Annotated in this window: 23 protein-coding genes and 1 riboswitch; of the genes, 12 read left to right on the top strand and 11 right to left on the bottom strand. The window is 51.7% G+C overall.

Features of this window, described 5'->3' with window-relative positions; translation table 11 throughout:
- Positions 1 to 104: 104 nt before the first annotated feature.
- Together glnE and hldE are read left to right on the top strand one after the other, a co-directional pair.
- Positions 105 to 2945, top strand: coding sequence for a bifunctional [glutamate--ammonia ligase]-adenylyl-L-tyrosine phosphorylase/[glutamate--ammonia-ligase] adenylyltransferase (glnE, locus tag OGV89_RS12760; RefSeq protein ID WP_003846303.1), 2841 nt, complete (start codon positions 105 to 107; stop codon positions 2943 to 2945).
- Positions 2946 to 3004: 59 nt separating this feature from the next.
- The gene (gene hldE / locus OGV89_RS12755; protein ID WP_003838125.1) at positions 3005 to 4438 is read left to right on the top strand and encodes a bifunctional D-glycero-beta-D-manno-heptose-7-phosphate kinase/D-glycero-beta-D-manno-heptose 1-phosphate adenylyltransferase HldE; all 1434 of its coding nucleotides are present in this window, start codon (positions 3005 to 3007) and stop codon (positions 4436 to 4438) included.
- A 92-nt stretch (positions 4439 to 4530) separates the two neighbouring features.
- On the opposite strand, the gene OGV89_RS12750 is transcribed toward hldE, so the two are convergent.
- Both OGV89_RS12750 and OGV89_RS12745 read right to left on the bottom strand, forming a co-directional pair.
- A complete protein-coding gene (locus OGV89_RS12750; RefSeq protein WP_003838127.1) occupies positions 4531 to 6198 on the bottom strand; it encodes a flotillin family protein in 1668 nt (555 codons plus the stop codon).
- Positions 6199 to 6221: 23 nt separating this feature from the next.
- The gene (locus tag OGV89_RS12745) at positions 6222 to 6851 is read right to left on the bottom strand and encodes an OB-fold-containig protein (RefSeq protein ID WP_003024624.1); all 630 of its coding nucleotides are present in this window, start codon (positions 6849 to 6851) and stop codon (positions 6222 to 6224) included.
- A 260-nt stretch (positions 6852 to 7111) separates the two neighbouring features.
- On the opposite strand from OGV89_RS12745, the gene glgS reads away from it, so the two are divergent.
- Positions 7112 to 7318 (top strand): cell surface composition regulator GlgS, encoded by a 207-nt coding sequence (gene glgS / locus OGV89_RS12740; RefSeq protein ID WP_019077704.1) that lies wholly within the window; start codon positions 7112 to 7114, stop codon positions 7316 to 7318.
- 32 nt (positions 7319 to 7350) lie between these two features.
- Here glgS and ubiK read toward each other — a convergent pair whose 3' ends face one another.
- Positions 7351 to 7647 carry a ubiquinone biosynthesis accessory factor UbiK gene (gene ubiK, locus OGV89_RS12735; RefSeq protein ID WP_003024618.1) on the bottom strand — a complete coding sequence of 99 codons (297 nt, stop codon included), beginning with the start codon at positions 7645 to 7647 and terminating at the stop codon, positions 7351 to 7353.
- A 132-nt stretch (positions 7648 to 7779) separates the two neighbouring features.
- Positions 7780 to 7929, top strand: a riboswitch (FMN riboswitch).
- Between the two features lie 106 nt (positions 7930 to 8035).
- Between ubiK and ribB the strand changes: the two genes are divergently transcribed.
- On the top strand, positions 8036 to 8689 hold the full coding sequence (gene ribB, locus OGV89_RS12730) for a 3,4-dihydroxy-2-butanone-4-phosphate synthase (protein ID WP_003838130.1): 654 nt from the start codon (positions 8036 to 8038) through the stop codon (positions 8687 to 8689).
- An 82-nt stretch (positions 8690 to 8771) separates the two neighbouring features.
- On the opposite strand, the gene dsbI is transcribed toward ribB, so the two are convergent.
- From dsbI to zupT, 4 genes are all read right to left on the bottom strand, one after another.
- Positions 8772 to 9443 carry a protein-disulfide oxidoreductase DsbI gene (gene dsbI, locus OGV89_RS12725; RefSeq protein WP_003838131.1) on the bottom strand — a complete coding sequence of 224 codons (672 nt, stop codon included), beginning with the start codon at positions 9441 to 9443 and terminating at the stop codon, positions 8772 to 8774.
- 14 nt (positions 9444 to 9457) lie between these two features.
- The gene (locus tag OGV89_RS12720; protein ID WP_003846306.1) at positions 9458 to 10126 is read right to left on the bottom strand and encodes a thiol:disulfide interchange protein DsbA/DsbL; all 669 of its coding nucleotides are present in this window, start codon (positions 10124 to 10126) and stop codon (positions 9458 to 9460) included.
- A 23-nt stretch (positions 10127 to 10149) separates the two neighbouring features.
- Positions 10150 to 11946 carry an arylsulfate sulfotransferase AssT gene (gene assT / locus OGV89_RS12715; protein ID WP_286558707.1) on the bottom strand — a complete coding sequence of 599 codons (1797 nt, stop codon included), beginning with the start codon at positions 11944 to 11946 and terminating at the stop codon, positions 10150 to 10152.
- 639 nt (positions 11947 to 12585) lie between these two features.
- Positions 12586 to 13359 carry a zinc transporter ZupT gene (gene zupT, locus OGV89_RS12705; protein WP_003024600.1) on the bottom strand — a complete coding sequence of 258 codons (774 nt, stop codon included), beginning with the start codon at positions 13357 to 13359 and terminating at the stop codon, positions 12586 to 12588.
- Positions 13360 to 13506: 147 nt separating this feature from the next.
- Between zupT and ygiD the strand changes: the two genes are divergently transcribed.
- Entirely contained in the window at positions 13507 to 14295 is a 789-nt protein-coding gene (gene ygiD, locus OGV89_RS12700; protein ID WP_003846311.1) for a 4,5-DOPA-extradiol-dioxygenase, read from the top strand.
- A gap of 85 nt (positions 14296 to 14380) precedes the next feature.
- Here the strand turns inward: ygiD and OGV89_RS12695 are convergent, their stop codons facing one another.
- The 3 genes from OGV89_RS12695 to tolC form a co-directional block, all read right to left on the bottom strand.
- Positions 14381 to 15541 (bottom strand): glutathionylspermidine synthase family protein, encoded by a 1161-nt coding sequence (locus OGV89_RS12695; RefSeq protein WP_003024594.1) that lies wholly within the window; start codon positions 15539 to 15541, stop codon positions 14381 to 14383.
- Positions 15542 to 15546: 5 nt separating this feature from the next.
- Complete coding sequence (locus OGV89_RS12690) at positions 15547 to 16224, bottom strand: DUF1190 family protein (protein ID WP_003024591.1); 678 nt, start codon at positions 16222 to 16224, stop codon at positions 15547 to 15549.
- Between the two features lie 157 nt (positions 16225 to 16381).
- Positions 16382 to 17860 carry an outer membrane channel protein TolC gene (gene tolC / locus OGV89_RS12685; protein WP_085951568.1) on the bottom strand — a complete coding sequence of 493 codons (1479 nt, stop codon included), beginning with the start codon at positions 17858 to 17860 and terminating at the stop codon, positions 16382 to 16384.
- 199 nt (positions 17861 to 18059) lie between these two features.
- Between tolC and nudF the strand changes: the two genes are divergently transcribed.
- From nudF to parE, 5 genes are read left to right on the top strand one after another with little or no spacing between them, the layout of a single operon-like run.
- Positions 18060 to 18692, top strand: coding sequence for an ADP-ribose diphosphatase (nudF, locus tag OGV89_RS12680; protein WP_003024585.1), 633 nt, complete (start codon positions 18060 to 18062; stop codon positions 18690 to 18692).
- Positions 18689 to 19111, top strand: coding sequence for a DUF1249 family protein (locus OGV89_RS12675; RefSeq protein WP_003024582.1), 423 nt, complete (start codon positions 18689 to 18691; stop codon positions 19109 to 19111). The genes nudF and OGV89_RS12675 overlap by 4 nt, the downstream gene beginning before the upstream one ends.
- 24 nt (positions 19112 to 19135) lie before the next feature.
- A complete protein-coding gene (gene cpdA, locus OGV89_RS12670) occupies positions 19136 to 19963 on the top strand; it encodes a 3',5'-cyclic-AMP phosphodiesterase (RefSeq protein WP_057063118.1) in 828 nt (275 codons plus the stop codon).
- Positions 19963 to 20544: an esterase YqiA gene (gene yqiA / locus OGV89_RS12665; protein ID WP_003024575.1), complete on the top strand. Its 582-nt coding sequence runs from the start codon at positions 19963 to 19965 to the stop codon at positions 20542 to 20544. The genes cpdA and yqiA overlap by 1 nt, the downstream gene beginning before the upstream one ends.
- 28 nt (positions 20545 to 20572) lie before the next feature.
- Complete coding sequence (gene parE, locus OGV89_RS12660) at positions 20573 to 22465, top strand: DNA topoisomerase IV subunit B (protein WP_003024571.1); 1893 nt, start codon at positions 20573 to 20575, stop codon at positions 22463 to 22465.
- Positions 22466 to 22505: 40 nt separating this feature from the next.
- Here the strand turns inward: parE and OGV89_RS12655 are convergent, their stop codons facing one another.
- Positions 22506 to 23357 (bottom strand): helix-turn-helix transcriptional regulator, encoded by an 852-nt coding sequence (locus tag OGV89_RS12655; protein ID WP_046670287.1) that lies wholly within the window; start codon positions 23355 to 23357, stop codon positions 22506 to 22508.
- A 165-nt stretch (positions 23358 to 23522) separates the two neighbouring features.
- Between OGV89_RS12655 and OGV89_RS12650 the strand changes: the two genes are divergently transcribed.
- Both OGV89_RS12650 and OGV89_RS12645 read left to right on the top strand, forming a co-directional pair.
- The gene (locus OGV89_RS12650) at positions 23523 to 25343 is read left to right on the top strand and encodes a DUF2264 domain-containing protein (RefSeq protein WP_049002559.1); all 1821 of its coding nucleotides are present in this window, start codon (positions 23523 to 23525) and stop codon (positions 25341 to 25343) included.
- A 10-nt stretch (positions 25344 to 25353) separates the two neighbouring features.
- On the top strand, positions 25354 to 26622 hold the full coding sequence (locus tag OGV89_RS12645) for an oligosaccharide MFS transporter (RefSeq protein ID WP_048232794.1): 1269 nt from the start codon (positions 25354 to 25356) through the stop codon (positions 26620 to 26622).
- Positions 26623 to 26634: the final 12 nt, after the last annotated feature.

Below are 26634 nucleotides of genomic sequence, written 5' to 3'. Positions count from 1 at the left end.
CTGATGGCGCTGCGCTTATCAGGCCTACGCGATGTGTGTAACTGTCATGTAGGTCGGATAAGGCGAAAAGACGCATCCGGCACCATTCAAAGGATAACCCGTAAATGAAGCAGCTCTCTTCACCGTTACAGCAGTACTGGCCGACCGTTGTTGAGCGGCTGCCAGCAGCAATATCTGAGTCCTCGCTTAGCGTTCAGGCGAAGTCAGTACTTACATTCAGTGATTTTGTCCGTGACAGCATTATTGCCCATCCCGAATGGCTGGCTGAGCTGGAAAGCACTCCACCCCTGGCGGATGAATGGCAACACTATGCCAACTGGTTACAGCAAGCATTGGCTGACGTTAGTGACGAAAACACACTGATGCGTGAGTTACGCCTGTTTCGTCGTCGCATTATGGTGCGTATCGCCTGGGCACAGACGCTGTCGCTGGTGACCGAAGAGAGTATTTTGCAGCAGCTAAGTCATCTGGCTGAAACGTTGATCGTTGCCGCGCGCGACTGGTTGTACGCAGCCTGCTGTCGCGAATGGGGAACGCCGTGTAATCCTGAAGGTGTGGCGCAGCCGCTGCTGATTTTAGGCATGGGGAAACTGGGCGGCGGCGAGCTGAATTTTTCCTCCGATATCGACCTGATTTTTGCCTGGCCGGAACACGGCAGCACACAGGGTGGGCGTCGCGAGCTGGATAACGCGCAGTTCTTTACCCGTATGGGCCAGCGGCTTATCAAAGTGCTGGATCAGCCCACAATGGATGGGTTTGTCTATCGGGTGGATATGCGTTTACGCCCATTTGGCGACAGCGGCCCGCTGGTGCTGAGCTTCTCCGCGCTGGAGGATTATTACCAGGAACAAGGGCGCGACTGGGAACGCTATGCGATGGTTAAAGCCCGCATTATGGGCGATGCCGACGGTACATACGTCAGCGAGCTTCGTGCCATGCTGAGGCCTTTTGTCTTCCGTCGCTATATTGATTTCAGCGTGATCCAGTCGCTGCGTAACATGAAAGGGATGATTGCGCGTGAAGTACGCCGTCGTGGCCTGAAAGACAACATCAAGCTGGGGGCGGGCGGCATTCGTGAAATCGAATTTATCGTGCAGGTATTCCAGCTGATTCGCGGTGGGCGCGAGCCATCGCTGCAATCCCGCTCGCTGTTACCGACGCTTAGCGCCATCAATGCGCTGCACTTGCTTTCTGATACCGACGCGGAACAACTGCGCGCAGCCTATCTCTATTTACGCCGCCTGGAAAACCTGCTGCAAAGTATCAATGATGAGCAGACCCAGACGCTGCCGGGTGATGAACTGAATCGCGCGCGGCTAGCGTGGGGGATGAACGTTGATGACTGGCAGCAGTTAACCGATGTGCTGACCAATCATATGGACAACGTACGCCGGGTCTTCAACGAGCTGATTGGCGATGACGAAGCTGAAACCCAGGAAGAGTCGCTCTCTGAACAGTGGCGTGAATTGTGGCAGGACGCCTTACAGGAAGATGACACCACGCCAGTGCTGACGCATCTGGCGGATGACGATCGGCGGCGCGTGCTGTCTCTGATTGCTGATTTCCGCAAAGAGCTGGATAAACGCACTATTGGCCCACGCGGACGACAGGTGCTGGATCATTTAATGCCGCATCTGCTGAGCGATGTCTGTACGCGTGACGACGCCTCAGTCCCGCTGTCACGCATTACACCGCTGCTGGTGGGTATTGTGACTCGCACGACCTATCTGGAACTGCTGAGCGAATTCCCCGGGGCGCTGAAGCATTTGATTTCGCTCTGTGCGGCCTCGCCGATGGTCGCCAGCCAGCTGGCGCGGTATCCGTTGTTGCTCGATGAACTGTTGGATCCGAATACCCTGTATCAACCTACCGCGACGGACGCCTACCGTGATGAGCTGCGCCAGTATTTGCTGCGTGTGCCGGAAGATGACGAAGAGCAGCAACTGGAGGCACTGCGCCAGTTTAAGCAAACGCAGCTACTGCGTATTGCCGCGGCTGATATCGCCGGTACGCTGCCGGTGATGAAGGTGAGCGACCATTTAACCTGGCTGGCGGAAGCGATTATTGATGCGGTAGTCCAGCAGGCGTGGACGCAGATGGTTGCTCGCTACGGCCAACCTACCCATCTTGGCGAACGTGAGGGGCGCGGTTTTGCCGTCGTCGGCTATGGCAAACTGGGCGGCTGGGAACTGGGTTACAGTTCGGATCTTGATTTGATCTTCCTGCATGATTGCCCGATGGATGTGATGACGGACGGTGAGCGTGAGATTGACGGGCGACAGTTCTATCTGCGTCTGTCGCAGCGCATTATGCACCTTTTCAGCACCCGCACCTCGTCCGGTATTTTGTACGAAGTGGATGCGCGGCTGCGTCCATCCGGCGCGGCGGGAATGCTGGTGACATCAACCGACGCTTTCGACGATTACCAGCGCAACGAAGCCTGGACATGGGAGCATCAGGCGCTGGTGCGTGCTCGTGTGGTATATGGCGACCCGCAGTTGACCTCTCAGTTTGATGCGATTCGTCGCGATATCATGACCCTCGTCCGTGATGGAAAAACCTTGCAGACCGACGTGCGTGAAATGCGTGAGAAAATGCGCGCCCATTTGGGCAATAAGCATCGGGATCGTTTTGATATTAAAGCGGATGAAGGTGGCATCACAGACATTGAGTTTATTACGCAGTATCTGGTGTTGCGCTATGCGCATGAAAAACCGAAGCTGACGCGCTGGTCAGATAATGTGCGCATTCTGGAATTACTGGCGCAAAACGACATTATGGACGAGCAGGAAGCGCTGGCGCTTACCCGTGCTTATACGACGTTGCGTGATGAACTTCACCATCTTGCGTTGCAGGAACTTCCGGGCCATGTGGCGCTGGAGCACTTTGACGCTGAACGTACGCTGGTGCGTGACAGCTGGCAGAAGTGGCTGGTTGCCGAGTGAAGTGTGCTATTATCGCGCGCAAATTTTAAGACCCTCAGAGAATCTCTCAGGAGACAGGAATGAAAGTAACGCTGCCAGAGTTTGAACGTGCAGGAGTCATGGTTGTCGGTGATGTGATGCTGGATCGCTACTGGTACGGCCCTACCAGCCGTATTTCACCTGAAGCGCCGGTTCCGGTGGTGAAGGTCGATACCATCGAAGAACGTCCCGGTGGCGCAGCAAACGTGGCGATGAACATTGCCTCTCTGGGCGCAAATTCCCGTCTGGTGGGTTTGACCGGTATCGACGACGCGGCGCGTGCGCTGAGCAAAACGTTGGCGGATGTGAACGTAAAATGCGACTTCGTTTCCGTGCCGACGCATCCGACAATCACCAAACTGCGCGTGCTTTCCCGCAACCAGCAGTTGATTCGTCTGGATTTTGAAGAAGGTTTTGAAGGCGTGGATCCGCAGCCGCTGCACGAGCGTATTAATCAGGCGCTGGGTTCTATTGGCGCTCTGGTGCTTTCCGACTACGCCAAAGGCGCGCTGGCAAGCGTGCAGCAGATGATTGCGTTGGCGCGTAAGGCTGGCGTGCCGGTACTTATCGATCCGAAAGGGACCGATTTTGAACGTTACCGAGGCGCAACGCTGCTAACGCCCAACCTGTCTGAGTTTGAAGCGGTAGTGGGTAAATGCAAAAGCGAAGATGAACTGGTTGAGCGCGGCATGAAATTGATTGCTGATTTCGACCTTTCCGCACTGCTGATTACCCGTTCAGAACAGGGGATGACGTTGCTGCAACCGGGCAAATCGCCACTGCATATGCCGACGCAGGCGCAGGAAGTGTATGACGTGACCGGTGCGGGCGATACGGTAATTGGCGTGCTGGCGGCGACGCTGGCGGCGGGTAACACACTGGAAGAGGCGTGCTATTTTGCCAACGCTGCAGCCGGTGTTGTGGTTGGTAAACTGGGAACCTCCACCGTTTCTCCGATTGAACTGGAAAACGCGGTGCGTGGTCGGGCTGATACTGGTTTTGGCGTGATGAGCGAATCTGAGCTGAAACAGGCCGTTGCCAGCGCCCGCAAGCGCGGTGAGAAAGTGGTGATGACTAACGGCGTGTTCGACATCCTGCATGCGGGCCACGTTTCCTATCTGGCAAATGCGCGCAAGTTGGGCGATCGCCTGATCGTGGCGGTAAACAGCGATGCGTCGACCAAACGTCTGAAAGGCGAAACGCGTCCGGTCAACCCGCTGGAACAGCGCATGATCGTGCTGGGCGCGCTGGAATCCGTCGACTGGGTGGTCTCTTTTGAAGAAGATACACCGCAGCGTCTGATCGCCGGCATCCTGCCGGATCTGCTGGTCAAAGGCGGTGACTATAAGCCAGAAGATATTGCGGGTAGCAAAGAGGTATGGGCGAACGGCGGTGAAGTGCTGGTGCTGAACTTCGAAGATGGCTGCTCAACGACCAATATCATCAAGAAGATCCAGAAAGACAGCGATAAATAACAATTGGAATGTTTGTCGGATGGCGGTGTCCGGCCTACGAGGTTGTAGGCCGGATAAAACGCGTAAGCGTTGCCATCCGGCATTTCTGTTTCTTATTCTTCAGTCGTTTTCTCAACAGGCTGTGGACTGTTTTTCAGCGGATCGGCCAGTGCCGACAGCGAACCGCCGGACAAACCAATTTCATTTAACAGCGAGTCAATCAGCGGCGCTTGTGTACGATAGGCAAGGGCGGCGGATAATGCCTGCTCAGCCAGATTCCCTCCGGTTACGTTACCTGCGGTCACTTCACCGACGGCGCCGCCACGATTCAGACCATCAACCTGGATAATCTTGATCCCATCGATAGACTTCATTGGCTCAACGGATTTCTCAATGACTGCTGGCAGGGACTGCAGCAGGGCCAGCTTAAATTTCAGACTGGTCTGTTCGTCGGAAAGCACGTTGATGGCATCGTTCAGCGCACGCTGGGCTTCGGCTTCCGCCAGACCTTTTTTCCGCGTGGCTTCGGCCAGTTCAACAATTGCTGCCGCCTGCAATTCTGCAGCTTCTTTTTCCGCTTTTGCCCGGACGGTCAGTTCAACCGCCTGGGTTTCTGCATCCTGTGCAGCGGCAATCAACGCCACCTGTTTGGCACGATCCGCTTCTGCGGTCTGGCGGGTGGTTTCTACGTTCTGCTGGGCGCGAACCGCTTCGGCTAGCGCATCGTTAGCGCGTGCTTCAGCCTGAGACTGCTGTTCAGACTTGGCGGCAATAGCGATGGACTTGGTCTGGTTGGCGATCTCCGTTACCTGCTGTTGTTCGATTTCTTTAATGCGAACTTCACGCTCGGCCTCGACTTTTCTGGAACGCACCGCCTGTTCACGCTCGATTTCTGTTTCCTGAATCTGGCGTTCAGCAAGAATGCGCGTCTGCTCAGCTTCACGATGACGTTCGGCTTCGAAGGCGGCAATTTTGGCGTTTTGCTCGGCCGTGCGGGTCTTCACCTGCTGCTCCTGCTCGAGAGTCATGAAGGCTTCCTGCTGTTCGATTTCCAGCTTGCGTGCCAGCGCATCACGGTTTTTCTCACGAACGGCAACTTCTACGTCCTGCTCGACTTCGTTACGTTCGCGACGACGGCGTTCTGTTTCCTGGGTCAGCTTGGTCAGACCCTCGGCATCAAAGGCGTTATTCGGGTTGAAATGGACTTTTTCGGTCTGGTTAAAGTTGGTGAGTGAAACGCTCTCCAGTTCCAGGCCGTTTTTGGACAGGTCTTCCGCGACGGTATTTTGTACGCCCTGAACGAAGTTTTCACGCGTATCCTGCAGTTCATGCATGGTCATCTGCGACGCAGTGGCACGTAGGGCATCAACAAACTTATCTTCTATTAGCACACGTAAATCCTCTGGTGACAGCGTCCGCTGTCCCAGCGTCTGTGCGGCGGTAGCAATCCCTTCAACAGACGGTTTTACACGCACGAAAAAGGCGACGACGACATCCACGCGCATACGGTCTTTGGTGATGAGACTGTCGACAGTTGAACGGCTCACCTCAAGTTTGAGGGTGTTCATGTTGATAGGAATAATTTCGTGGAAGATAGGCATGACAATTGCGCCGCCGCTCATCACCACTTTTTGTCCACCAAGGCCGGTACGCACAAACGCCTGTTCAGCAGATGCGCGGCGATACAGGCGGGCAAAAATAATCCCGATAATTACTAAGACGACCACCGCCACAATGGCGGTAAACATCCATGAAGGTAACATGCCAAAAACATCATCCATCTATAAGATCCCTCTGTATAAAATTATAAAACAGTCGGCCAGGGGTTTAGCTCGGCCAGGTAACGCGTTGCGGAGAGTCGGCAGATAATCAGCACCTTGTCTCCTTTTTTGAATTCTTTGCCCGCTTCAGGCTCCAGCAGCACATAGTGAGTCTGCCCGAACTTATCGGTAAATTTGCCTTCGCAGGGGGTTCCGGCACTTGCGGAATGTCCGGTAATAATCGCCATGCTGCCGATAAATTCATCTTCAGCGAGGGCGGTGGTTTCATCCCGCGGCAGCCAGGGAGCAATGATTTTTCCGCTGTAATGCACGGCGAAGACGGCAAGAATAAAACTCACCGGAGCAAGCAGCAGGTTGCTGAGCGGTGCTTGCCACAGCGTGACCCAGCCATGCTGAAGGAGGATACCGAAGAGTCCAAAGAAGCCAGCGAGTAAACACAGCACGATCAGTGCCGGGATCCGCCCGATATTGAGATAGTGAAGCGCCTGGCCGATATTGCCGGAAGTCAGGGCATCGTAATGTTCGAGGTGAGCATCAAGCGCACCTGAAAGAAAATGGCCAAAAATAAGAGAGATGATTTCCAGTAGGCCAATCAACAGTACAAATGAAATAGCAAACAGGTAGGGGCTGTTGTAATCCGTGAATAATACCAAGTTGTTTCCTCCTGTTACTGCGTTCCCTGTCCGTGTCAAAAGTAATGGTTTTACCTCTTACTTTTACATGACGTTACAATAACATGCGTTACCCTGGTCTTTAATCCGAAAAGGGGCTCATCCCCCTCTTAGATTTCGTAGGAAACTGTGAAGCAGGCGGTTTTTTTGCGCACAATATGTACAGAATAACTTCGTATCCAGGGAAATACTGAAATTAGAAAAAGCATATGGCCTTAGCAGATATTCAATAACTGGAGGGTATGCTCATGAACAGCAATATGTATTCAATGAACAATTTCGATTTCCTGGCCCGTAGTTTTGCCAGAATGCAGGCTGAGGGCCATCCCGTTGATATCCAGGCGATAACCGGGAACATGGATGAAGAACATCGTAGCTGGTTTTGCAAACGCTATGCGCTGTACTGCCAGCAGGCGACGGAAGCCAGGAAGCTAGAACTGGAACACTAACAGAAAAACGGGCCTTGCGGCCCGTTGTTGTTTTACTCTTGCGGATCGACTGACGGGATCGCGGGGGCAGGTTTAACTTCTGCCGTTTTTTCACGCGATTCCAGCTCAGTCAGACGTTGCTCAAGCAGCGCCAGCTTTTCACGTGTGCGCAATAAAACCTGAGTCTGTACATCGAATTCTTCACGGCTTACCAGATCCAGACGGGTCAGCTGTGACTGCAGCGTTTGACGAATTTTCTTCTCGACGTCTTCGCCAAACTCGCGGATCCCTTTCGGCATCGACTCGTGAACCTGACGAGCAATCTGCTCAATTTTTTTCGGGTCAATCATTGTGGTTTCCCTGAACTGGTACGTGTTGCTGCCTATTGTAGTGCGAACTGGCACAGGCATAAACCAGAATTGTGTGAAGCTAAGACGAGTAAAGGCGTTGATGAAGGTAATCAATAGCGTTATAGTTAACCCGCTTATTCTCAGGGCGGGGCGAAATTCCCCACCGGCGGTAAATCAACTGATGTTGAAAGCCCGCGAGCGCTTTTTGTTACGGCAAAAAGGTCAGCAGATCCGGTGTAATTCCGGGGCCGACGGTTAGAGTCCGGATGGGAGAGAGTAACGATCCAGTCGGGCATGGACCCGCTCACGTTATTTTTTTGCCGCTTAGACGGTACTCCTAAGACTGCCCTGATTCTGGTAACCATAATTTTAGTGAGGTTTTTTTACCATGAATCAGACGCTACTTTCCTCTTTTGGTACGGCTTTCGAACGTGTTGAACATGCGCTGTCTGCGCTGCGTGAAGGACGCGGTGTGATGGTGCTTGACGATGAAGATCGCGAAAACGAAGGTGATATGATTTTCCCGGCAGAAACCATGACCGTAGAACAGATGGCGCTGACCATCCGTCACGGTAGCGGTATTGTTTGCCTGTGCATCACTGAAGACCGACGAAAACAGCTCGATCTGCCAATGATGGTGGAAAATAATACCAGCGCTTACGGCACCGGTTTTACCGTGACCATTGAAGCAGCAGAGGGCGTGACCACCGGTGTTTCCGCTGCGGACCGTGTGACTACGGTGCGTGCGGCAATTAAGGATGGCGCCAAACCTTCCGATCTTAACCGTCCGGGGCACGTTTTCCCGCTGCGTGCTCAGGCTGGCGGCGTGTTGACCCGCGGTGGTCATACTGAAGCGACCATCGACCTGATGACGCTGGCAGGGTTTAAACCGGCAGGCGTGCTGTGCGAACTGACCAACGACGATGGCACCATGGCGCGAGCGCCAGAGTGCATCGAATTTGCCGGCAAGCATAATATGGCGGTGGTGACTATCGAAGACCTGGTGGCTTACCGTCAGGCGCACGAGCGCAAAGCCAGCTAATAGACTATTACCACGTTAGTTGTGGTAAGCATAAAAAACCGAAGCCATCTTCCAGGCTTCGGTTTTTTTATTTTTGCTCAAATTATTTGGCCCTGGCCAGTTTCAATGCCCATGCGCCGCTCATTATCACCAACAGCAATAAACATAAGCCAAAGGCTAGCAGGCATGCCTGCGCCATGTTCATAAATTGCCACGGTGGAAGCAGATACCAGCCTTCAGACTGTTGGTATAGATCGATAAACCACTTTTGCGTACTGCTGAGTGCCACGCCATCAGGCACTATGGGGGCATCATAGCCGCAATCTCCAGTGGGTTTAAACCACTCCGGAGCCCAGTTTGCCAGCGGCAAATTGAAAGGGAATGTCGGATCGGTGGAACACCCCTGGACGCCAAACAGCGAATCCGGGCTATGTACCGCATGATGAATATCATTGAGTTTGAGCGAAAACTTAATGCCCATGATGCTGCCGTAAAATGCCGCAATGCAGCCAATAAGCTTCAGAACAACATTTTTAGGGTTTATTGCCGCGATCAATCCACCGAAAACCATCACAAACATGGCAAAGCGAATGTAGACACACTGCTCGCAGGGGGCCATGTAGAGATAGATTTGGAAAAACGAGTGGGCCAATATTATTAACCCGCCCATCGCGCAGGCCATCAGTAGCCACAGAAAGCGCCGTTCCTGCCATCTCACCAGCGTATCAACCGGCGTGGTACGTAAGTCCCGCCACAATCCTTTTATGAAAACCATAGCCTCGTCCCTGTTTATTTTGTTGCCAGCTCTCTGACAAGCTCAGCCATGGAGTCAATGGATTTGATACTCTTGGTGTAGATCAGGTATTTACCGTTAACGACGTAAGCCGGAACCCCCTGAATTTTGGCGACGTCGTATGCCGCTTTCCATTTCTCCAGCGTTTGCTGAACGGTGGGATCTTGCAGCGCGGCGTCAAAATCTGCCTGGCTCATGCCTGCAGCATCCAGGCCTGTTTTAATGAATGCGGCCGGATCTTTACCATCTGACCAGCGCTCTTTCTTGTCGTGGTAAGCAGCGTAATAAGCGAATTTCGCTTTTTTGAACTGTGATTTGGTATCAAATAATGAAATCCCTGCTGCCTGATCTTTAGCAATCATTACTGCAAAAACTTCACTGGCCTGTTTACCATATTCCCCTTTGGTTTCCAGATGAAATGGTGTGAAGGTGACGAGATCGGCCACTTTTTCAGAAACCGGGCCAGTCACGGCTTTATCATATTTGTAACAGAACGGACAGGCGTAGCTGAATACTTTTAATAACGTCTTATCAGCATTAGGAATCGGTTTCTCTAAAACCATATAATCAGTGCCTTCTGTAAAAGCGGAGGCGGCAAACGACGAGGCAAGTGCGGCGGTTAATATCACGCTTTTAAATAATGAAGTAATCCATTTAGATGACATAATTAATCCTTAATCTAACGCGATTATTTAAACATGTGTTGTGGGCGGACCAGTAATGCACGGTAGTGAGTTTGGTTCGGCTTATCTGAAAGAACATCAATCTCAACTTTGACTTCTTTGGTCTTATAATCAATTTCGTTGATCTTGCCGATGGTTGGTTGCCCAACGTCAAATAAATTAATTGAGCCACCAAAGCCAAACATGGTGTCACGGTCTTTCTGATATTCGATAACCGAGGTGATGGGACTATAGAAATCGTAACCGCGTTCTTTGCCGTATTCCCAAATTTGCTGAACGGTTCCTTTTTTCTCGTCAACTTTATATTCGACGAAACGGGAATATTTCATCGTCGGCAATGCCGGTTGTTCGAGCCCACGACCATCGCCGTTGTCAAAGATGGTTAATGTCCCTTTGCTCGAGAGCCATGCGGTGTGTTGGGTGTAGGTAAAATCGAAATCAGTATTCTCGCACTTACCGTTTTCGTCACATTTTAGCTCGTTGCCCTTATCATCAACCGGTTTTAACAGCTTGCTTGCCAGCGCTTTATTCCAGCCTTTAGACGGTGCCAGAATCCACTTCACCTGTTTATCGCGACCGATTTTGACAACACCCTGATGGCGGGAAGAGATAATAATGGAGTCATCTTTGGCATCATAGGCAATGGAGTTAACGTGCGCCCAGTTACGACCTGCACCCACTCCGAGGGCGTCACCGTAAGGAGTATCTGGCTCCAGTTTCGCCTGTTGACCGGCATGAGCGAGGTCAACGTTGACGCATACCGCGCCTGCGTCCAGTGCACCCAAAAGCGCATCACGCATCGGATCGAGTATCTTTGTCAGATCCCACACATCAACCACACGACCGGACTTGTCTACTTCAATTATCTGATCGCGGATGGTTTGCACATGGATGCCATCTTCTTTGCGATAATCGCGTTTGCCCACGCGAAGCAACACGGTGTCGTTGATTGTTTCGATCGATTCATGCGACGCGTCGAGGAAGCCGCGCGGTAGCTTATGATCGGCCAGAATCTGCCCCATCATATCGAATTCGTACCAATGCTGACCCTGAACGGCTGTGAAGGTGCCGCGCGGCGTTTCCCGGATACCCATCAAGTAACCGCGCTTATTGATATCCATGTCATGGCCATCGTAAAAGGCATCTTGATCCAGCCACCAACGATATTCACCTTCCGTATCGACGACAAAGGTAAAGGGTGCGATATCAAAAGGTAATGCGCCACCGGCTGGACCTGCATCCAGGATGCCGGCATTTTTGTCTTTTTCCCCATGCCAGTGGAATTCTGCCCCCTGTGGGGTGAAAGTATGGGTATTCACCAGATAGAGACGGTCTTCAAAGCCAGGCGCTACCTTAATAACTTTCGTTTGCTGTAAATCGGAAATAGAACGGTTATCCATGTAGTGATTAACGATGGCGGACGTTTGCACCACATAATCATCCTTCATGGCTTTGCCATTTTCTTTATATTCAACGGTGACCTTATTGGCAAACTTTTGATAAAGGCCAAAAATAGGTATGCCATCGTAGGTAGCGAGTGACTCTTTGCCCACGGCATATGTCACAGGAATCCCTTTTTCACCTTTACCATGAACGGTGACTTTAACATCTGAAATAACGTGACTATCTAATTCAACCAGTGCGGTAAGCGGGGCGTTTCCGTATGGGTCAACCACTATTGCCCCCAGTTTTCCCGCAGGTTGAGCGGGTTGAAAACCTGCGGCAAACGAATTTCCAGCGGTTAATCCAAACGTCAGTGCGAGTGTGCCAGCGAGAAGTGTTTTTCGGTATTGTCTAAACATGGATATATCTCCTTATATTAACTTTAAATATAATTCCACTGAATATATTATGTTTTTACGATATGGCTAAAAATGAAAATGGTACTACTGATGTCACTTTTATTGTGGGTATATAAATATTGATGAAGTGTATTATTCTACAAAATCTAATTTTTATTGTTTTCTGGATAGTATGAGTGAGGTATTTTAAGGACAATGTTTATTATTGCTTAGTGTGATCTCGTCGACAGAGTTTTATTTTTTATAACTGTTTTAGCTATTGGCATAGCTGCTGGTTTATATGATCGAAATCATATATTTGTTTCTGAAATATGCCACTATAGGGGTATGTCAGAATAAGTTTATGTAAAATTTTAACGTTAAATGTTTAATGATGTTAAATGTTAAGGGTAAAAGAATGTTTATTGCCTGGTATTGGATCGTATTAATTGCACTCGTTGCATTGGGTTATTATTGCCATATGAAGCGTTATTGTCGGGCATTCCGACAAGACAGAGACGCATTGCTTGAGGCGCGAAACAAACTCTTCCGACGTTCTGGTGAAGATAACAGCGTGATTAAGGAACAGAAATAGTCCTTCACGTTCTGCTATGGATGAGCGGATGCTGTAAAATAGCAGGGTGGCATCCGCCCTCTGGATTATCCGATTCCCATGGACTGGAGGATGACGAGACTTAACCCCATCACCGACATTCCGCACAGGACCCCATAGCTGGGATTATTATTTGGGTCGATCTCTTTTGCCAGTGGCATCAATTCATCGACTGACAGCGCCACCATAATACCCGCGACTGCCGCCATTATTGCCGCCATCACCACAGGCGAGATGAGACTCCCCAGAATTAACCACGCCAGTACGCCGCCCAGTATTTCTGCCATGCCCGAGATCCCGGCCCAGAATATCGCCGTACGTTTGGAGCCCGTTGCTGCATAGACCGGACCTGCAACGGCTAATCCTTCTGGAATATTGTGTAATGCGACGGCAAGCGCAATACCAAAGCCCAGCTCGAGGTTGCTGCTGGCGGTAACAAACGTCGCAATCCCTTCCGGAAAATTGTGCAGGCTGATGCCGAGCGTTAATAAAATCGCGGTGCGTTTAATGGATCCGGGTAGAGGCTGCGTTGTTTTTTGTACCAGATCCTGAGGGTGCGCGTGCGGCAATAGACGGTCTAGGCCAAAGTAGCCCAGCAAGCCGACGATAAACATTCCGTAGCCTAGCACTGGCGACATGCCTTCAGCGGCCAGCGCAGCAGGTAGCATTTCCATTAGAGAGATCAGTAGCATAATCCCGGCAGCGAAGCCTAAAGAAAAGGCGAGAACGCGGTTGGAAGGCTTTTGCCCTAACACGCCGAGAAATGCGCCGATAAACGTGGCGGCACCTGCCAGTAAAGTCAGAAGTAAAGGTACTGACATCGACAAATAAAACTCCTTATCAATCTGCTTTCCGGACTGGATCGTCAAAATAACTGATGATCTTCATCATGGTTATCTGAGTTCTTCATCAACCGAATAAGCGTATTGTAATGGTATCAAAATGACTCCCTCAGTAAGGATATCATCATGTCTTCAACTCGTATGCCAGCATTGTTTTTGGGCCACGGTAGCCCGATGAATGTTCTGGAAGATAACGTTTATACCCGTGCCTGGCAGCAACTGGGGGAAACGTTGCCGCGTCCGAAAGCCATTGTGGTGGTCTCGGCGCACTGGTTCACCCGTGGAACGGGTGTGACAGCGATGGAAGCGCCTAAAACGATCCACGATTTCGGCGGTTTTCCGCAAGCGCTGTATGACACCCATTACCCGGCTCCGGGCTCGCCAGAACTGGCGCAGCACCTGGTTGATTTACTTGCTCCTGTACCCGTCGCGTTAGACAAAGAAGCGTGGGGTTTTGACCACGGTTCCTGGGGCGTACTGATCAAGATGTACCCGAATGCCGACATCCCGATGGTGCAGTTAAGCATCGATAGTACAAAACCGGCGGCCTGGCATTTTGAGATGGGCCGCAAGCTGGCGGCACTGCGTGATGAGGGTATTATGCTGGTGGCCAGTGGTAACGTGGTGCATAACCTGCGTACTGCGCGTTGGCACGGTGAGAACACGCCATATCCGTGGGCAACCTCATTCAATGATTATGTTAAGGCTAACCTGACCTGGCAGGGACCGGTTGAGCAGCACCCGCTGGTGAACTATCTCGATCATGAAGGTGGATCGTTGTCGAACCCGACGCCAGATCACTATCTGCCGCTGCTGTATGTTCTCGGGGCATGGGATGGTAAAGAGTCTGTTACGATCCCTGTAGATGGTATCGAGATGGGAAGTTTAAGTATGTTGTCGGTGCAGGTTGGGTGATGAACGCCCGATGGCGCTACGCTTATCGGGCATTAAGTTCGTGCCGTAGGCCGGGTAAGGCGGAGCCGCCACCCGGCACTCTCAATCATTCGACAAAAATATGCGGATAGAAACGTGAAAGATCCTGCGTGATCAACGCACGGTCTTCACGAATGCCGATCCCTGCGGGTTGATCGTTGATCAGCCAGCTGCCAATCAGCATATAGCTGTCGCCAAACTTCGGTAGCTGATGGAACTGCTGCACGATCATACCTTCTTCACCGTACGGTCCTTCCACGGATTCGATCGTTTTACCGTTCTCAATGATGGAGACGTTAGCTCCCTCGCGCGAGAAGATCGGTTTGACAACGAATTTATCCATCTGCGGGTAGTCGTCTTCGGCGAAATATGCTGGCAGAAGGTTCGGATGATTCGGGAACATTTCCCATAACAGCGGTAACAGTGCTTTATTGGAAATAATGCTCTTCCAGGCGGGTTCCAGCCAGCGAACGCCAGCGTCTTCCAGCTTGGTGGAGAACATTTCACGCAGCATGAATTCCCACGGATAGAGCTTGAACAGGTTAGCGATCACCTGATCCTGCATATCGGTGAATTGGCCTTTTTCACCAAGACCAATATCTTCTACATAGAGGAATTCTGTAGCGATCTCTGCTTCGGCCGCACAATCCTGCAGATACTGGATCGTACCGCGATCTTCCACCGTATCACGACAGCAGGTCAGATGTAGCAGTTGAAAACCATACTGTTCACGCAGCTCGGTGAAACGCTCGATAAGCTTTTCCTGCAGACTGTTGAACTGATCGCTGCCTTCCGGCAGGTTGCCCGCATTGAGCTGATCTTCCAGCCAGATCCACTGGAAAAACGCGGCTTCGTACAGCGAGGTTGGCGTATCAGCGTTGTTTTCCAGCAGTTTGGGTTCACCGGTTCCATCCCACGCCAGATCGAGACGTGAATAGAGCGACGGTTGCTGTGTCAGCCAGGACTGGCGGACAAAACCCCAGGTATGCTTCGGAATGCGAAACTTGGTCATCAGCTCATCGCTGGCAATGACCTTTTCCACCACTTTGAGGCACATTTGATGCAGCTCTGCGGTGACCTCTTCCAGCTTTTCAACCTGAGCAAGGGTGAGTTTGTAGTACGCGTCTTCACACCAGTACGGCTCGCCGTACATAGTGTGAAAATTAAAACCGTATTCGGTGGCTTTATCGCGCCAGTCCGGGCGCTCAACAATACTGACTCTTTCCATGACGATCAGCCACCCATTGAACGTGTGGTGGTGCCGCTTGCGCTACGCTGCATGGTGCTCTGTTTGGCCACAGACTCACCAAATCCGCCGCGGGTTACGGTAGAGGTGGTGGCTGGTTTCGGTGCCATAGCGGTTTTCGGTACGGTCATGGTGCGACCCGGCGTTGCTGCGCCGTAGTTTTTACCGCTGGCATCTGTGTATTTGCCGTAAGCCGGGCTGGCTGGGTTTTTCGAGCTAAACAGCGGTTGCTGAGCGCCCATTCCGCCACCCATCAGTCGGCCCATCATGTAGCCTGCCATCAGTGGCATCCAGAAGCTGCCGCTGCTTTGATTCTGCGCCTGAGCCTGACCTTCACCGGTCGGCGCCATACCTGCTTGCGCAGGAGCCTGCTGGCACTGGCCTTCGCCGAATTCAGCGATACAGTCTTCACGAGTGGCGTATTTTGGCGCGGTACGTTCAGCTTCTTTCAGCGCATTGTTAAACGCGGTAGTACATTCGGCGCTTTTACCTGGATTCGCTGCAGAGCAGTCGTCAGCGTTCTGATAAAGCGAAACCGTTTCGTCACTCTTTTCACAGCCCGCGAGCATAAACACTGCGGTAACTGCCAGGGCGACAGGAGTCAGATGGCGCGCGCTCCAGCTTTTGCGGAACGAGGCGTGATGTATAGATTTTGTCCGTTTCATTTTTGTCTTCCAGGACCCAGTGGTAAACACAGTAAATAATGCTCAGGATAGAGGATGACTGGTCGAAATTGAAGCGGGAAGAGGCGAGAATGCGCAGGAAGGGGCGGATCTTTACGTTGTCTTACGTTCAGACGGGGCCGAAGCCCCGTCATCAGCATCAGTTACGGAACGGGTTGTTGCCGTTGCTGCTGGTTGAACGTGCTGCTGTCGGCTGAGCCGCAGGCAAATTGCCAGTGCCGTTAAAGTCATTCACGGCGGCATCTTGTTGTGGATTTTGCGGTGCCACGGTATCCGGCGTTGTGGATACCGGTTTACCCAGCGTATTGTTCAGTGCCACCAAATCCTGCTCGTTCAGCGTACCGAGCGCAGATTTGACGTTTAACTGATTGATAAGATAGGTATAACGCGCATTTGCCAGTTGTTGCTTGGCGTTGTACAGCGTGGTGGTGGCATCCAACACATCCACAATGGTACGTGTACCTACGGAATAACCGGCTTCCATCGCATCCAATGAGCTTTGAGCAGAGACAACCGCTTGTTTGTACGCGTTAATGCTACTAATAGAAGCATTAATGTTGTTGAATGAAGAACGAACGGTCTGCACCACGCTGCGGTGTGCGCTTTCCAGTTGTTCACTCGCGCCAACAAAGTTGTACTGCGCTTGTTTCACCTGCGAGTTAACCATCCCGCCCTGGTACAGCGGCAGCGAGAAGCTCAGACCGATTTTGTTCTGGCCCATGTTGCTGTCGTCATACTGGGAGCTGTTGGTTTTAGATCCGCTGTACGAGGTGTCAGATACCCCGGTAGAGGCGGTTAAATCCAGCGTTGGTAAGTGACCATCCTGTGCCTGACGAATCTGCTCACGCGCCAGATCCTGGCTTAAACGCGCCTGCAACAAAGTCAGGTTGCGGTTTTCCGCTTCTTTCAGTAGCGCATTCACCGCCTGCGGTTTGTTGGTTTTGAAACCATCAACGTTCAGCGAAGCCAGTTCCGGGTAATAGTTACCGGTCACCTGACGCAGCTGTTCTACCGCGTTATCCAGATTGTTACGCGCGGTCACTTCGTTCGCCAGCACGGTGTCGTATTGTGAACGGGCGTTCTGCACGTCAGTGATGGCGACCAGACCAACGTTAAAACGCTGAGTGGTCTGATCTAACTGACGATAAACCGCATCTTTCTGTGCCTGGGTGTAAGACAGCACATCAATCGCGTTCAGTACGTTAAAATAGGCCGTAGCGGTATTCAGGATCAGCGTTTGCTGATCGGTCTGATACGTTACGTCCTGGATGCCCGCTGATTTTTCTTGCAGCGTCAGGGCACGCCATTTAGACATGTCGAACAGCGTCTGAGTCAATTGTAATGACGCGCTGGTGGCATTGGAGTTGACGCCGTTTGCATCACGGTAGCCATTGCTGTAGGTGTAATCGGCACCTAAACCCAGTTGCGGCAGTAATGGACTACGCGCTTCGTTAATTTTTTCGAATGCAGCATCGCGATCGGCGGCGGATTTACGCAATTCCGGGTTGCTCAGGCGTGCTTGCTGATAAACCTGCATCAGGTTTTCTGCCTGGCTCAAAGTACTGAACCCCGACAGGCTCAGGCCGATAAGGATGGGGAGCAATTTCTTCATTTGCATTCCTTGTTGTGAAGCAGTATTTAGCGCTGATCAAATTGTAAAAATATTTGCTGATTCTAGCAGAATCCGCCACTGCAAAAAGTTGGCGTTACGTGCCATACGGCGTTAATTTGCATCAATTTAACACAAGGGCGTTCAAACATCAGTCAAACGACCTTGAAATTCACATTTTAATCACTATTGGTTTCAGGACAGCACAATGCGTAAACCAGACAACTTGCCAATGACTTTCACTAAAAATGATGTAGAAATTATTGCACGAGAAACGCTATACCGCGGTTTTTTTTCACTGGATCTTTATCGGTTCCGCCATCGCTTGTTTAACGGTGGTATGAGCGGTGAGGTAAAGCGCGAAATTTTTGAGCGCGGACACGCGGCAGTCTTGCTACCCTTTGACCCTGAGCGGGACGAAGTTGTACTGGTCGAGCAGATCCGTATCGCGGCGTTTGATACCAGCGAAAGCCCGTGGCTACTGGAAATGGTAGCCGGAATGATCGAAGAGGGCGAAACTGTTGAAGATGTGGCCCGTCGTGAAGCGATGGAAGAAGCCGGACTGGACGTTAAACGTACGAAACCCGTTCTGAGCTATCTGGCAAGCCCTGGCGGCACCAGTGAGCGCCTGTCTATTTTAGTTGGCGAAGTGGACGCTACGACCGCGAGCGGAATTCATGGTCTGGCTGATGAAAACGAAGATATTCGTGTTCATGTGGTGAGCCGGGAGCAGGCTTATCAATGGGTAGAAGAGGGGAAAATCGACAACGCGGCTTCTGTCATCGCCTTGCAATGGTTGCAGCTGCACTATCAAGAGTTAAAAACTGAGTGGAAAAAATGAAGCGTTACACACCTGACTTTCCTGAAATGATGCGCCTGTGCGAAACCAACTATTCGCAATTGCGCCGCCTGCTGCCACGTAATGATGCAGCCGGTGAAACAGTGAGCTATCAGGTAGCAAACGCACAATATCGGTTAACGATCGTTGAATCGACCCGATACACTACGCTTGTCGCGATCGAACAAACGGCGCCGGCCGTCACATACTGGAGCCTGCCGTCATTGACCGTGCGCCTGTATCATGACGCGAGGGTGGCTGAAGTGTGTTCAAGTCAGCAGATCTTTCGCTTCAAAGCGCGGTATGATTATCCAAATAAAAAGTTGCATCAACGCGACGAAAAGCATCAAATTAATCAGTTTCTGGCCGACTGGCTACGGTACTGTTTAGCACATGGAGCGATGGCGATTCCGGTTTATTAGCGTCGTGAAACCTAAGGACACCATTTGGAAAGCCTGTTAACCCTTCCTTTGGCTGGTGAGGCCAGAGTCAGGATCTTACAAATTACAGACACTCACCTGTTTGCCGAAAAGCATGAAACGCTGCTGGGTGTGAATACCTGGGACAGTTATCAATCCGTACTGGATGCCATACATGCAGAGTCGCCTGAGTACGATCTGATCGTCGCGACGGGTGATTTGGCGCAGGATCAATCCGCTGCGGCCTATCAGCATTTTGCTGAGGGCATCGCAAGCTTTCGTGCGCCCTGCGTTTGGCTACCGGGCAATCACGATTTTCAGCCGGCAATGTACAGCGCGCTGCAGGATGCGGGAATTTCCCCTGCCAAGCGTGTTTTCATCGGCGAACAGTGGCAAATTTTGCTGCTCGACAGCCAGGTGTTCGGCGTTCCCCACGGTGAATTAAGTGAATTCCAGCTCGAATGGCTGGAGCGTAAACTTGCTGATGCACCAGAGCGTAATACCTTGCTGCTTCTGCATCATCATCCTCTGCCTGCGGGCTGTAGCTGGCTCGATCAGCATAGCCTGCGCAATGCCGCTGAGCTGGATAACGTGCTGGTGAACTATTCACGCGTGAAGTATCTGCTGTGCGGGCATATTCATCAGGAACTGGATCTGGACTGGAACGGACGCCGTCTGCTGGCGACGCCGTCGACCTGCGTGCAGTTTAAGCCGCACTGTTCCAACTTCACATTGGATACCATCAGCCCCGGCTGGCGGACGCTGGAGCTTTTTGCTGACGGGACGTTGCAGACTCAGGTACGTCGTCTGCAGGGTAATCGGTTCCACCCTGATACCGCTTCAGAAGGCTACTGATGTCTACGCTTCTCTATCTTCACGGATTTAATAGCTCTCCTCGTTCGGCGAAGGCGTGTTTGCTGAAAAACTGGTTGGCGGAGCACCATCCGCACGTTGAGATGATCGTACCGCAGTTGCCGCCGTATCCGGCCCAGGCCGCAGAGATGCTGGAATCGATCATTCTTGAACATGGCGGAGAGTCGCTGGGGATTGTCGGCTCCTCATTAGGTGGTTATTACGCCACCTGGCTGTCGCAATGTTTTATGCTGCCGGCAGTGGTGGTGAACCCTGCTGTACGGCCTTATGAACTGCTGGTCGACTATCTCGGTCAAAACGAGAACCCCTACACGGGGCAGCAATATGTGCTAGAGTCACGCCATATTTACGATCTTAAAGTCATGCAGATTGACCCGCTGGAAGCGCCGGATTTGATCTGGCTGCTCCAACAAACGGGCGATGAAGTGTTGGACTACCGCCAGGCGGTGGCGTATTACGCCTCCTGCCGTCAGACAGTTATTGAGGGCGGAAACCACGCATTCACGGGCTTCGAAGATTATTTCAACCCGATTGTCGATTTCCTTGGACTGCACAGTTTCTGACGATCAATTCGAATTGCTTATTTAAACCATGACGCAAACTTATAACGCTGATGCCATTGAGGTACTCACTGGGCTTGAGCCGGTACGCCGTCGCCCTGGGATGTACACCGATACGACCCGTCCGAACCATCTTGGACAGGAAGTGATTGATAACAGTGTGGATGAAGCACTGGCGGGCCACGCGAAACGCGTGGACGTGATCTTACATGCCGACCAGTCTCTGGAAGTCATTGATGACGGACGCGGCATGCCAGTAGACATTCACCCTGAAGAGGGCGTTCCGGCGGTTGAGCTGATCCTCTGTCGTCTGCACGCGGGCGGCAAGTTCTCCAACAAGAACTATCAATTCTCCGGTGGTCTGCACGGTGTGGGGATCTCCGTTGTTAACGCCCTGTCCAAACGTGTGGAAGTGAACGTACGCCGCGATGGGCAGGTATACAACATCGCGTTTGAGAATGGCGATAAAGTGCAGGATTTACAGGTTGTCGGTACCTGCGGCAAACGCAATACCGGGACCAGCGTGCACTTCTGGCCGGATGAAAGCTTCTTTGACAGCCCGCGTTTTTCTGTTTCGCGCTTAACGCACGTACTGAAAGCCAAAGCGGTACTGTGCCCGGGCGTTGAGATCACCTTCAAGGATGAGGTCAACAACAGCGAACAGCGCTGGTGCTACCAGGATGGTCTGAATGACTATCTGAGCGAAGCGGTGAATGGCCTACCGACTCTGCCGGAAAAACCGTTTATCGGTAATTTCAGCGGTGAGACGGAGACGGTGGACTGGGCGCTGCTCTGGCTGCCGGAAGGCGGTGAGCTGCTGACCGAAAGCTATGTGAACCTGATCCCAACTATGCAGGGCGGGACGCACGTCAACGGTCTGCGTCAGGGTCTGCTGGATGCGATGCGCGAGTTCTGCGAATACCGCAATATTTTGCCGCGTGGCGTGAAGCTGTCGGCGGAAGATATCTGGGATCGCTGTGCTTACGTGCTGTCGGTAAAAATGCAGGATCCGCAGTTTGCCGGACAAACCAAAGAACGCCTCTCTTCGCGTCAGTGTGCGGCGTTTGTTTCTGGCGTGGTGAAAGATGCCTTCAGCCTGTGGCTGAACCAGAACGTACAGTCAGCCGAACTGCTGGCTGAGATGGCGATTTCCAGCGCCCAGCGTCGTCTGCGTGCGGCGAAAAAAGTGGTGCGTAAAAAGCTGACCAGCGGTCCGGCGCTGCCGGGTAAACTGGCGGACTGTACTGCACAGGATCTTAACCGCACCGAACTGTTTCTCGTCGAAGGTGACTCCGCAGGTGGTTCCGCCAAGCAGGCGCGCGATCGTGAATATCAGGCGATCATGCCGCTCAAAGGTAAGATCCTCAATACCTGGGAAGTCTCTTCTGATGAAGTTCTGGCGTCTCAGGAAGTGCACGATATTTCGGTAGCGATCGGTATCGATCCGGACAGCGACGATCTGAGCCAGTTGCGTTACGGTAAGATCTGTATCCTGGCGGATGCGGACTCCGATGGTCTGCACATCGCCACGCTGCTGTGCGCACTGTTTGTGAAACACTTCCGCACGCTGGTGAAACACGGTCACGTGTACGTGGCGCTGCCGCCGTTATACCGTATCGACCTCGGTAAAGAGGTGTATTACGCGCTGACGGAAGAAGAGAAAGCGGGCGTACTGGAGCAGTTAAAGCGCAAGAAAGGTAAGCCGAACGTGCAGCGCTTTAAAGGACTGGGTGAAATGAACCCGATGCAGCTTCGTGAAACCACGCTGGATCCGAACACCCGTCGCCTGGTGCAGCTCATTATCGATGATGAAGACGATCAGCGCACCAACGCAATGATGGATATGCTGCTGGCCAAGAAGCGTTCTGAAGACCGTCGTAACTGGTTGCAAGAGAAAGGCGACCTGGCGGATCTCGAAGGCTAATTGACCGTTGAATGCCGGAAAAGCAACGTGCTTTCCGGCGTTATTGTTTATGCCGCTTGCGATACTGCAACGGCGTCTCGCCAATGCCTTTACCGAAGGCGCTGATGAAGTATGTTACCTCTGAAAATCCCACCTTTTGGGCAATCTCCCGCACGCTGATTTCACTGTGTAACAGCGCTTCACAGGCTTTGCGTAACCGCAGCGTATTGAGATAGTCGAGAATGCTCTCGCCCGTTTCCATCTGGAAGCGGCGGGATACATAGCTTTTTGATTTATTCAGTTCCTGCGCCAGCGCTGCCAGACTAAATTTGTGAGTGTAATGTTCATCCAGCCAGAACATCACCTGACTGGCAATTCCGCTGCTAATTTCCGGCATATTGCCATTATCGTCGGGTAACAGGCTGAATAAATTGACTAACAGACAGGCAACCTGCTCAGTGCTCAGCGGTTTTTGAGCGGCCATTTTTTCATAACGGCTGAAGAGAAAATCAACATGTGGATGAACATCCGCCGCGTCGACGACCCATGCTTCACTGCCGCGAATGCTCAGATTTTGCAGATGCTGTTGAGTATGCGGCAAGTCGCGCAACACCTTCAGTACCGCATGTTGATCGAGATGAATAATGGTACGTCGATAACCATCCCGCGCCTGCTCATCGACCCAGATCTTGTGTAGGGTAAACGGCGGGAAAAAGAACATTCGTCCCGGTCGCATGGTGTATTGCTTATGGTCAACCGTAACCACGCCAAAGCCTTCTTCCACATACAGTACTTCCAGACACTGATGCCAGTGGTGATAACGCACCGTATTGGCGAATAAACGGCTGAACGACGCAACCGCATCATTAAGGGCGATCAGCTCCAGACGTTCTTGCGGTGAGGATAAAGTCATAGTGCAATAAATTTAAATTTTTGCCGCCGAATGGTAATTTATAAACCCTATTTTTAAATTTTCTCAATCACTGTTTTACTTTAATTCTGGTGCTGTGATTGACGTAACATTTCTGCTGCTCTGCGATTCACTATTCTTTAGCCACTTAATTCAGAGGGGCAGATTATGTGGTCAGCAACTGAAGAAAAATCAAATCCATTGTCATCACGCGAAGACGTAACGTGTGCGGTTAACGCCATTTTACGTGCGCTGGATCGGCAGTTTCCGGCGGGACAGGCTCAGTTTTCTCTTGGCAATACCTGTTCTCACTACAGCGCGGATATTGCCTGTATGGAAGGGCTTTCCCGGGCGTTGTGGGGGCTATTTCCTCTGATGGCAGGCGGGGCTAAAGTGCCGTTTGCCGAAAAGTACATTCAGGCGATAAAACTCGGTACTGACCCACAAAGCCCACATTACTGGGGAGACACCGGTCCTTACGATCAGCGTCTGGTTGAGATGGCTGCTTATGGCCTGGGTCTGGCATTGTTACAGACGCAATTAACGCAGCATTTCTCCCTGAGCGAACGCGAGAATCTGCACCGCTGGCTGAATCAGATAACCGACTCGCAAATGCCGGACAGCAACTGGAACTACTTTGCGATTATCGTTCAGCTTGGTTTCAAGCGTGCGGGTCTGCCTTACGATCAGGCAGCTATCGATCGCCGCTTTGAGCTGATGGAAGCCTACTATCTTGGTGACGGTTGGTATTCCGATGGTCCCGGTCGACCGAAAGATTACTACATCTCAATGGCTTTTCACTTCTACGGCCTGTTGTATGCCACCCTCAGCCCGGATGACACCGAACGCGCTGTCGTTCTGCGTGAACGTTCGCGCTTGTTTGCCGAAGATTTTATTTACCTGTCCGCCGCTGACGGCGCATCGGTGCCGTTTGGCCGCAGCCTGACCTACCGCTTTGCCATGGTTGCCTTCTGGAGCGCGGTGGCGTTTGCCGAACTGGATGTTCTTTCGCCAGGCATAATCAAAGGGGTGATCCTGCGTCATTTGCGCTGGTGGCAGAAGCAGCCGATTTTCGATCGTGATGGCATTCTGACGCTGGGGTTTGCCTACCCGAATCTGGCGATGTGTGAAGACTACAACTCGCCGGGATCGCCTTATTGGGCATTGAAGGTTTTTTTGATTCTTGCACTGCCGGAGGATCATCCATTCTGGCAGGCTGAAGAGCTGGCGCTACCGCAACTCGTTGAAAAACGCGTTATCCCCCATGCTGCGCAGATCCTGCAGCATAGTGAGCATTCTGAGCATGTCATGATGTTGACCTCAGGCCAGCTTGAACTGAACAACTACGTTAATACCGAAGCCAAATACACCAAATTTGCCTACTCCAGCCGCTTTGGTTTCACCATTGAGCGCGGCCGTTACGGCATCAAACATGCGGCCTGTGACTCTATGCTGCTGTTGGCGGACGGCGATGGCTACTATCGTGGCCGTCGTCAGTGCGACGAGGTTCGGGTCGATGAGAATTTTATCTGGTCCCGCTGGTCTCCCTGGCATGACGTAATGATTGAGACCTGGCTTGTCCCGTTTGGCGAATGGCATCTTCGCCTGCACCGTATTAACAGTGCGCGAACGCTGCAAACGGTGGAAGGGGGATTTGCGGTGATGAAAGCCGAGCCTCGGTTATGTGAGCGTGGATGCCTCCTTGCGGCATGCAACGGAACCAGCGTTATCGTTGATCTGTCGCCGTCCATAGTTCGCCAGCCAGACAGCGTGGTCACGCCGCCGAACAGTAGCATCATGTTCCCTGAATGTGCGTCGATTCCTGTGTTGACCAGCGAAATCCCGCAGGGCGAAAGCTGGCTTTGCTGCGCCGTGAGTGCCAGCGGGCAGCAAAGACAGTACTCAGCCGTTCCGCAGCTATCCATCAACAATAACCAGGTTGTTATTCAGCAACCTGAAAGTGCACGCCAGTTGTCGTTCTTTTTATAGCGAGGGTGGTATGAAAAATAATTCAACGGGAAATCGGACTGAATATTATAAAATAAGCAGTTTTATATTCCTTTATTTCTTTACCTGGTCCGCAAGTATTGGTTTGTTGGCTATCTGGTTGGGGCAAAAAGCGCAGTTGAGCGGTACAGTGATTGGCACCGTATTTGCTGTGAATGGTATTTTCTCGGTTATTCTGAAGCCTATTTATGGTTATATCCTCGATAAAATAGGTATGAGCAAATATCTGCTCTATTTCGTCGTAGTGATGTCAGCGTTAATGGCACCGTTTTTTATTTATGTCTATCAGCCATTATTACTCTCCAATACCATGCTGGGTATTATAGTTGGCGCGATTTACTTGAGCTTTGCGTGGTATGCCGGGGTGGCGGCCTGTGAATCTTATTCTGACCGCTACAGCCGTCTGAACGGCATGGAGTTTGGGCAGATCCGTATGTGGGGGTCGCTTGGCTGGGCGGTGGCGTCATCGTTCTCTGGCCTGCTGTTTAACCTCTCACCGGCCTATAACTTTATGCTCGGCAGCCTGACGTCAGTGGTGATGCTGGTTGTTCTGGTGAGTCTGAAAGTCAATGTCAATGCGGCCAACGCCTCGGAGGTGATAACTAAAGAGAAAATCTCCCCGACGGATGTTTACGCCCTGCTGCGTAATCGCAAATTTTGGGCATTCTGCCTGTACGTTGCGGGCGTGGCGTGGATGATGTTTATCGCGGAGCAGCAGTTCTCCCGCTACTTCGTCACTTTCTTTGCCGATGTACATGAAGGGAACGCCGTCTTTGGTTATCTGGGCACCGTGCAGTCGGGAATGGAATTTGTCATGTACATGGTCATTCCGCTATTCGTCAATTATATTGGCGCGAAGCGTGGTCTGCTGATTGTTGGGGCGCTGGTGGGCGCGCGATTGGTGATATCTGGGCTATGTGACTCTCATTTATTAATTTCTGTGCTGAAGCCGCTATACGGCCTGGAGATCTGTTTATTACTGGTTTCCGTCTTCAAATATATTGCCGAGCATTTTGATAAACGTGTCAATGCGACCATGTATTTACTGGGTTATCAGGCGATGCTGTATGTCGGTAACGTGGTGGTTTCCTCTCCTGCCGGATTAATGTACGACCGGATAGGCTTTGAGAAGACATATATCATTATGGGCATTGTGGCGCTGACCTTTACATTGATATCGGCATTTACTTTATCAGCCTGTCAGAGCAAACGTGGCAAAAATATCGCTCTCGATATTGCTGAAAATACCCCTGCAAAATAATTTACGTCATAA

Origin of the sequence: Citrobacter sp. Cf125 (genome assembly GCF_030333935.1) — a bacterium.
Lineage (GTDB): Bacteria > Pseudomonadota > Gammaproteobacteria > Enterobacterales > Enterobacteriaceae > Citrobacter > Citrobacter freundii.
The sequence above is the reverse complement of the archived record's forward strand: the minus strand, read 5'-3'. Positions and strand labels throughout refer to the sequence as shown.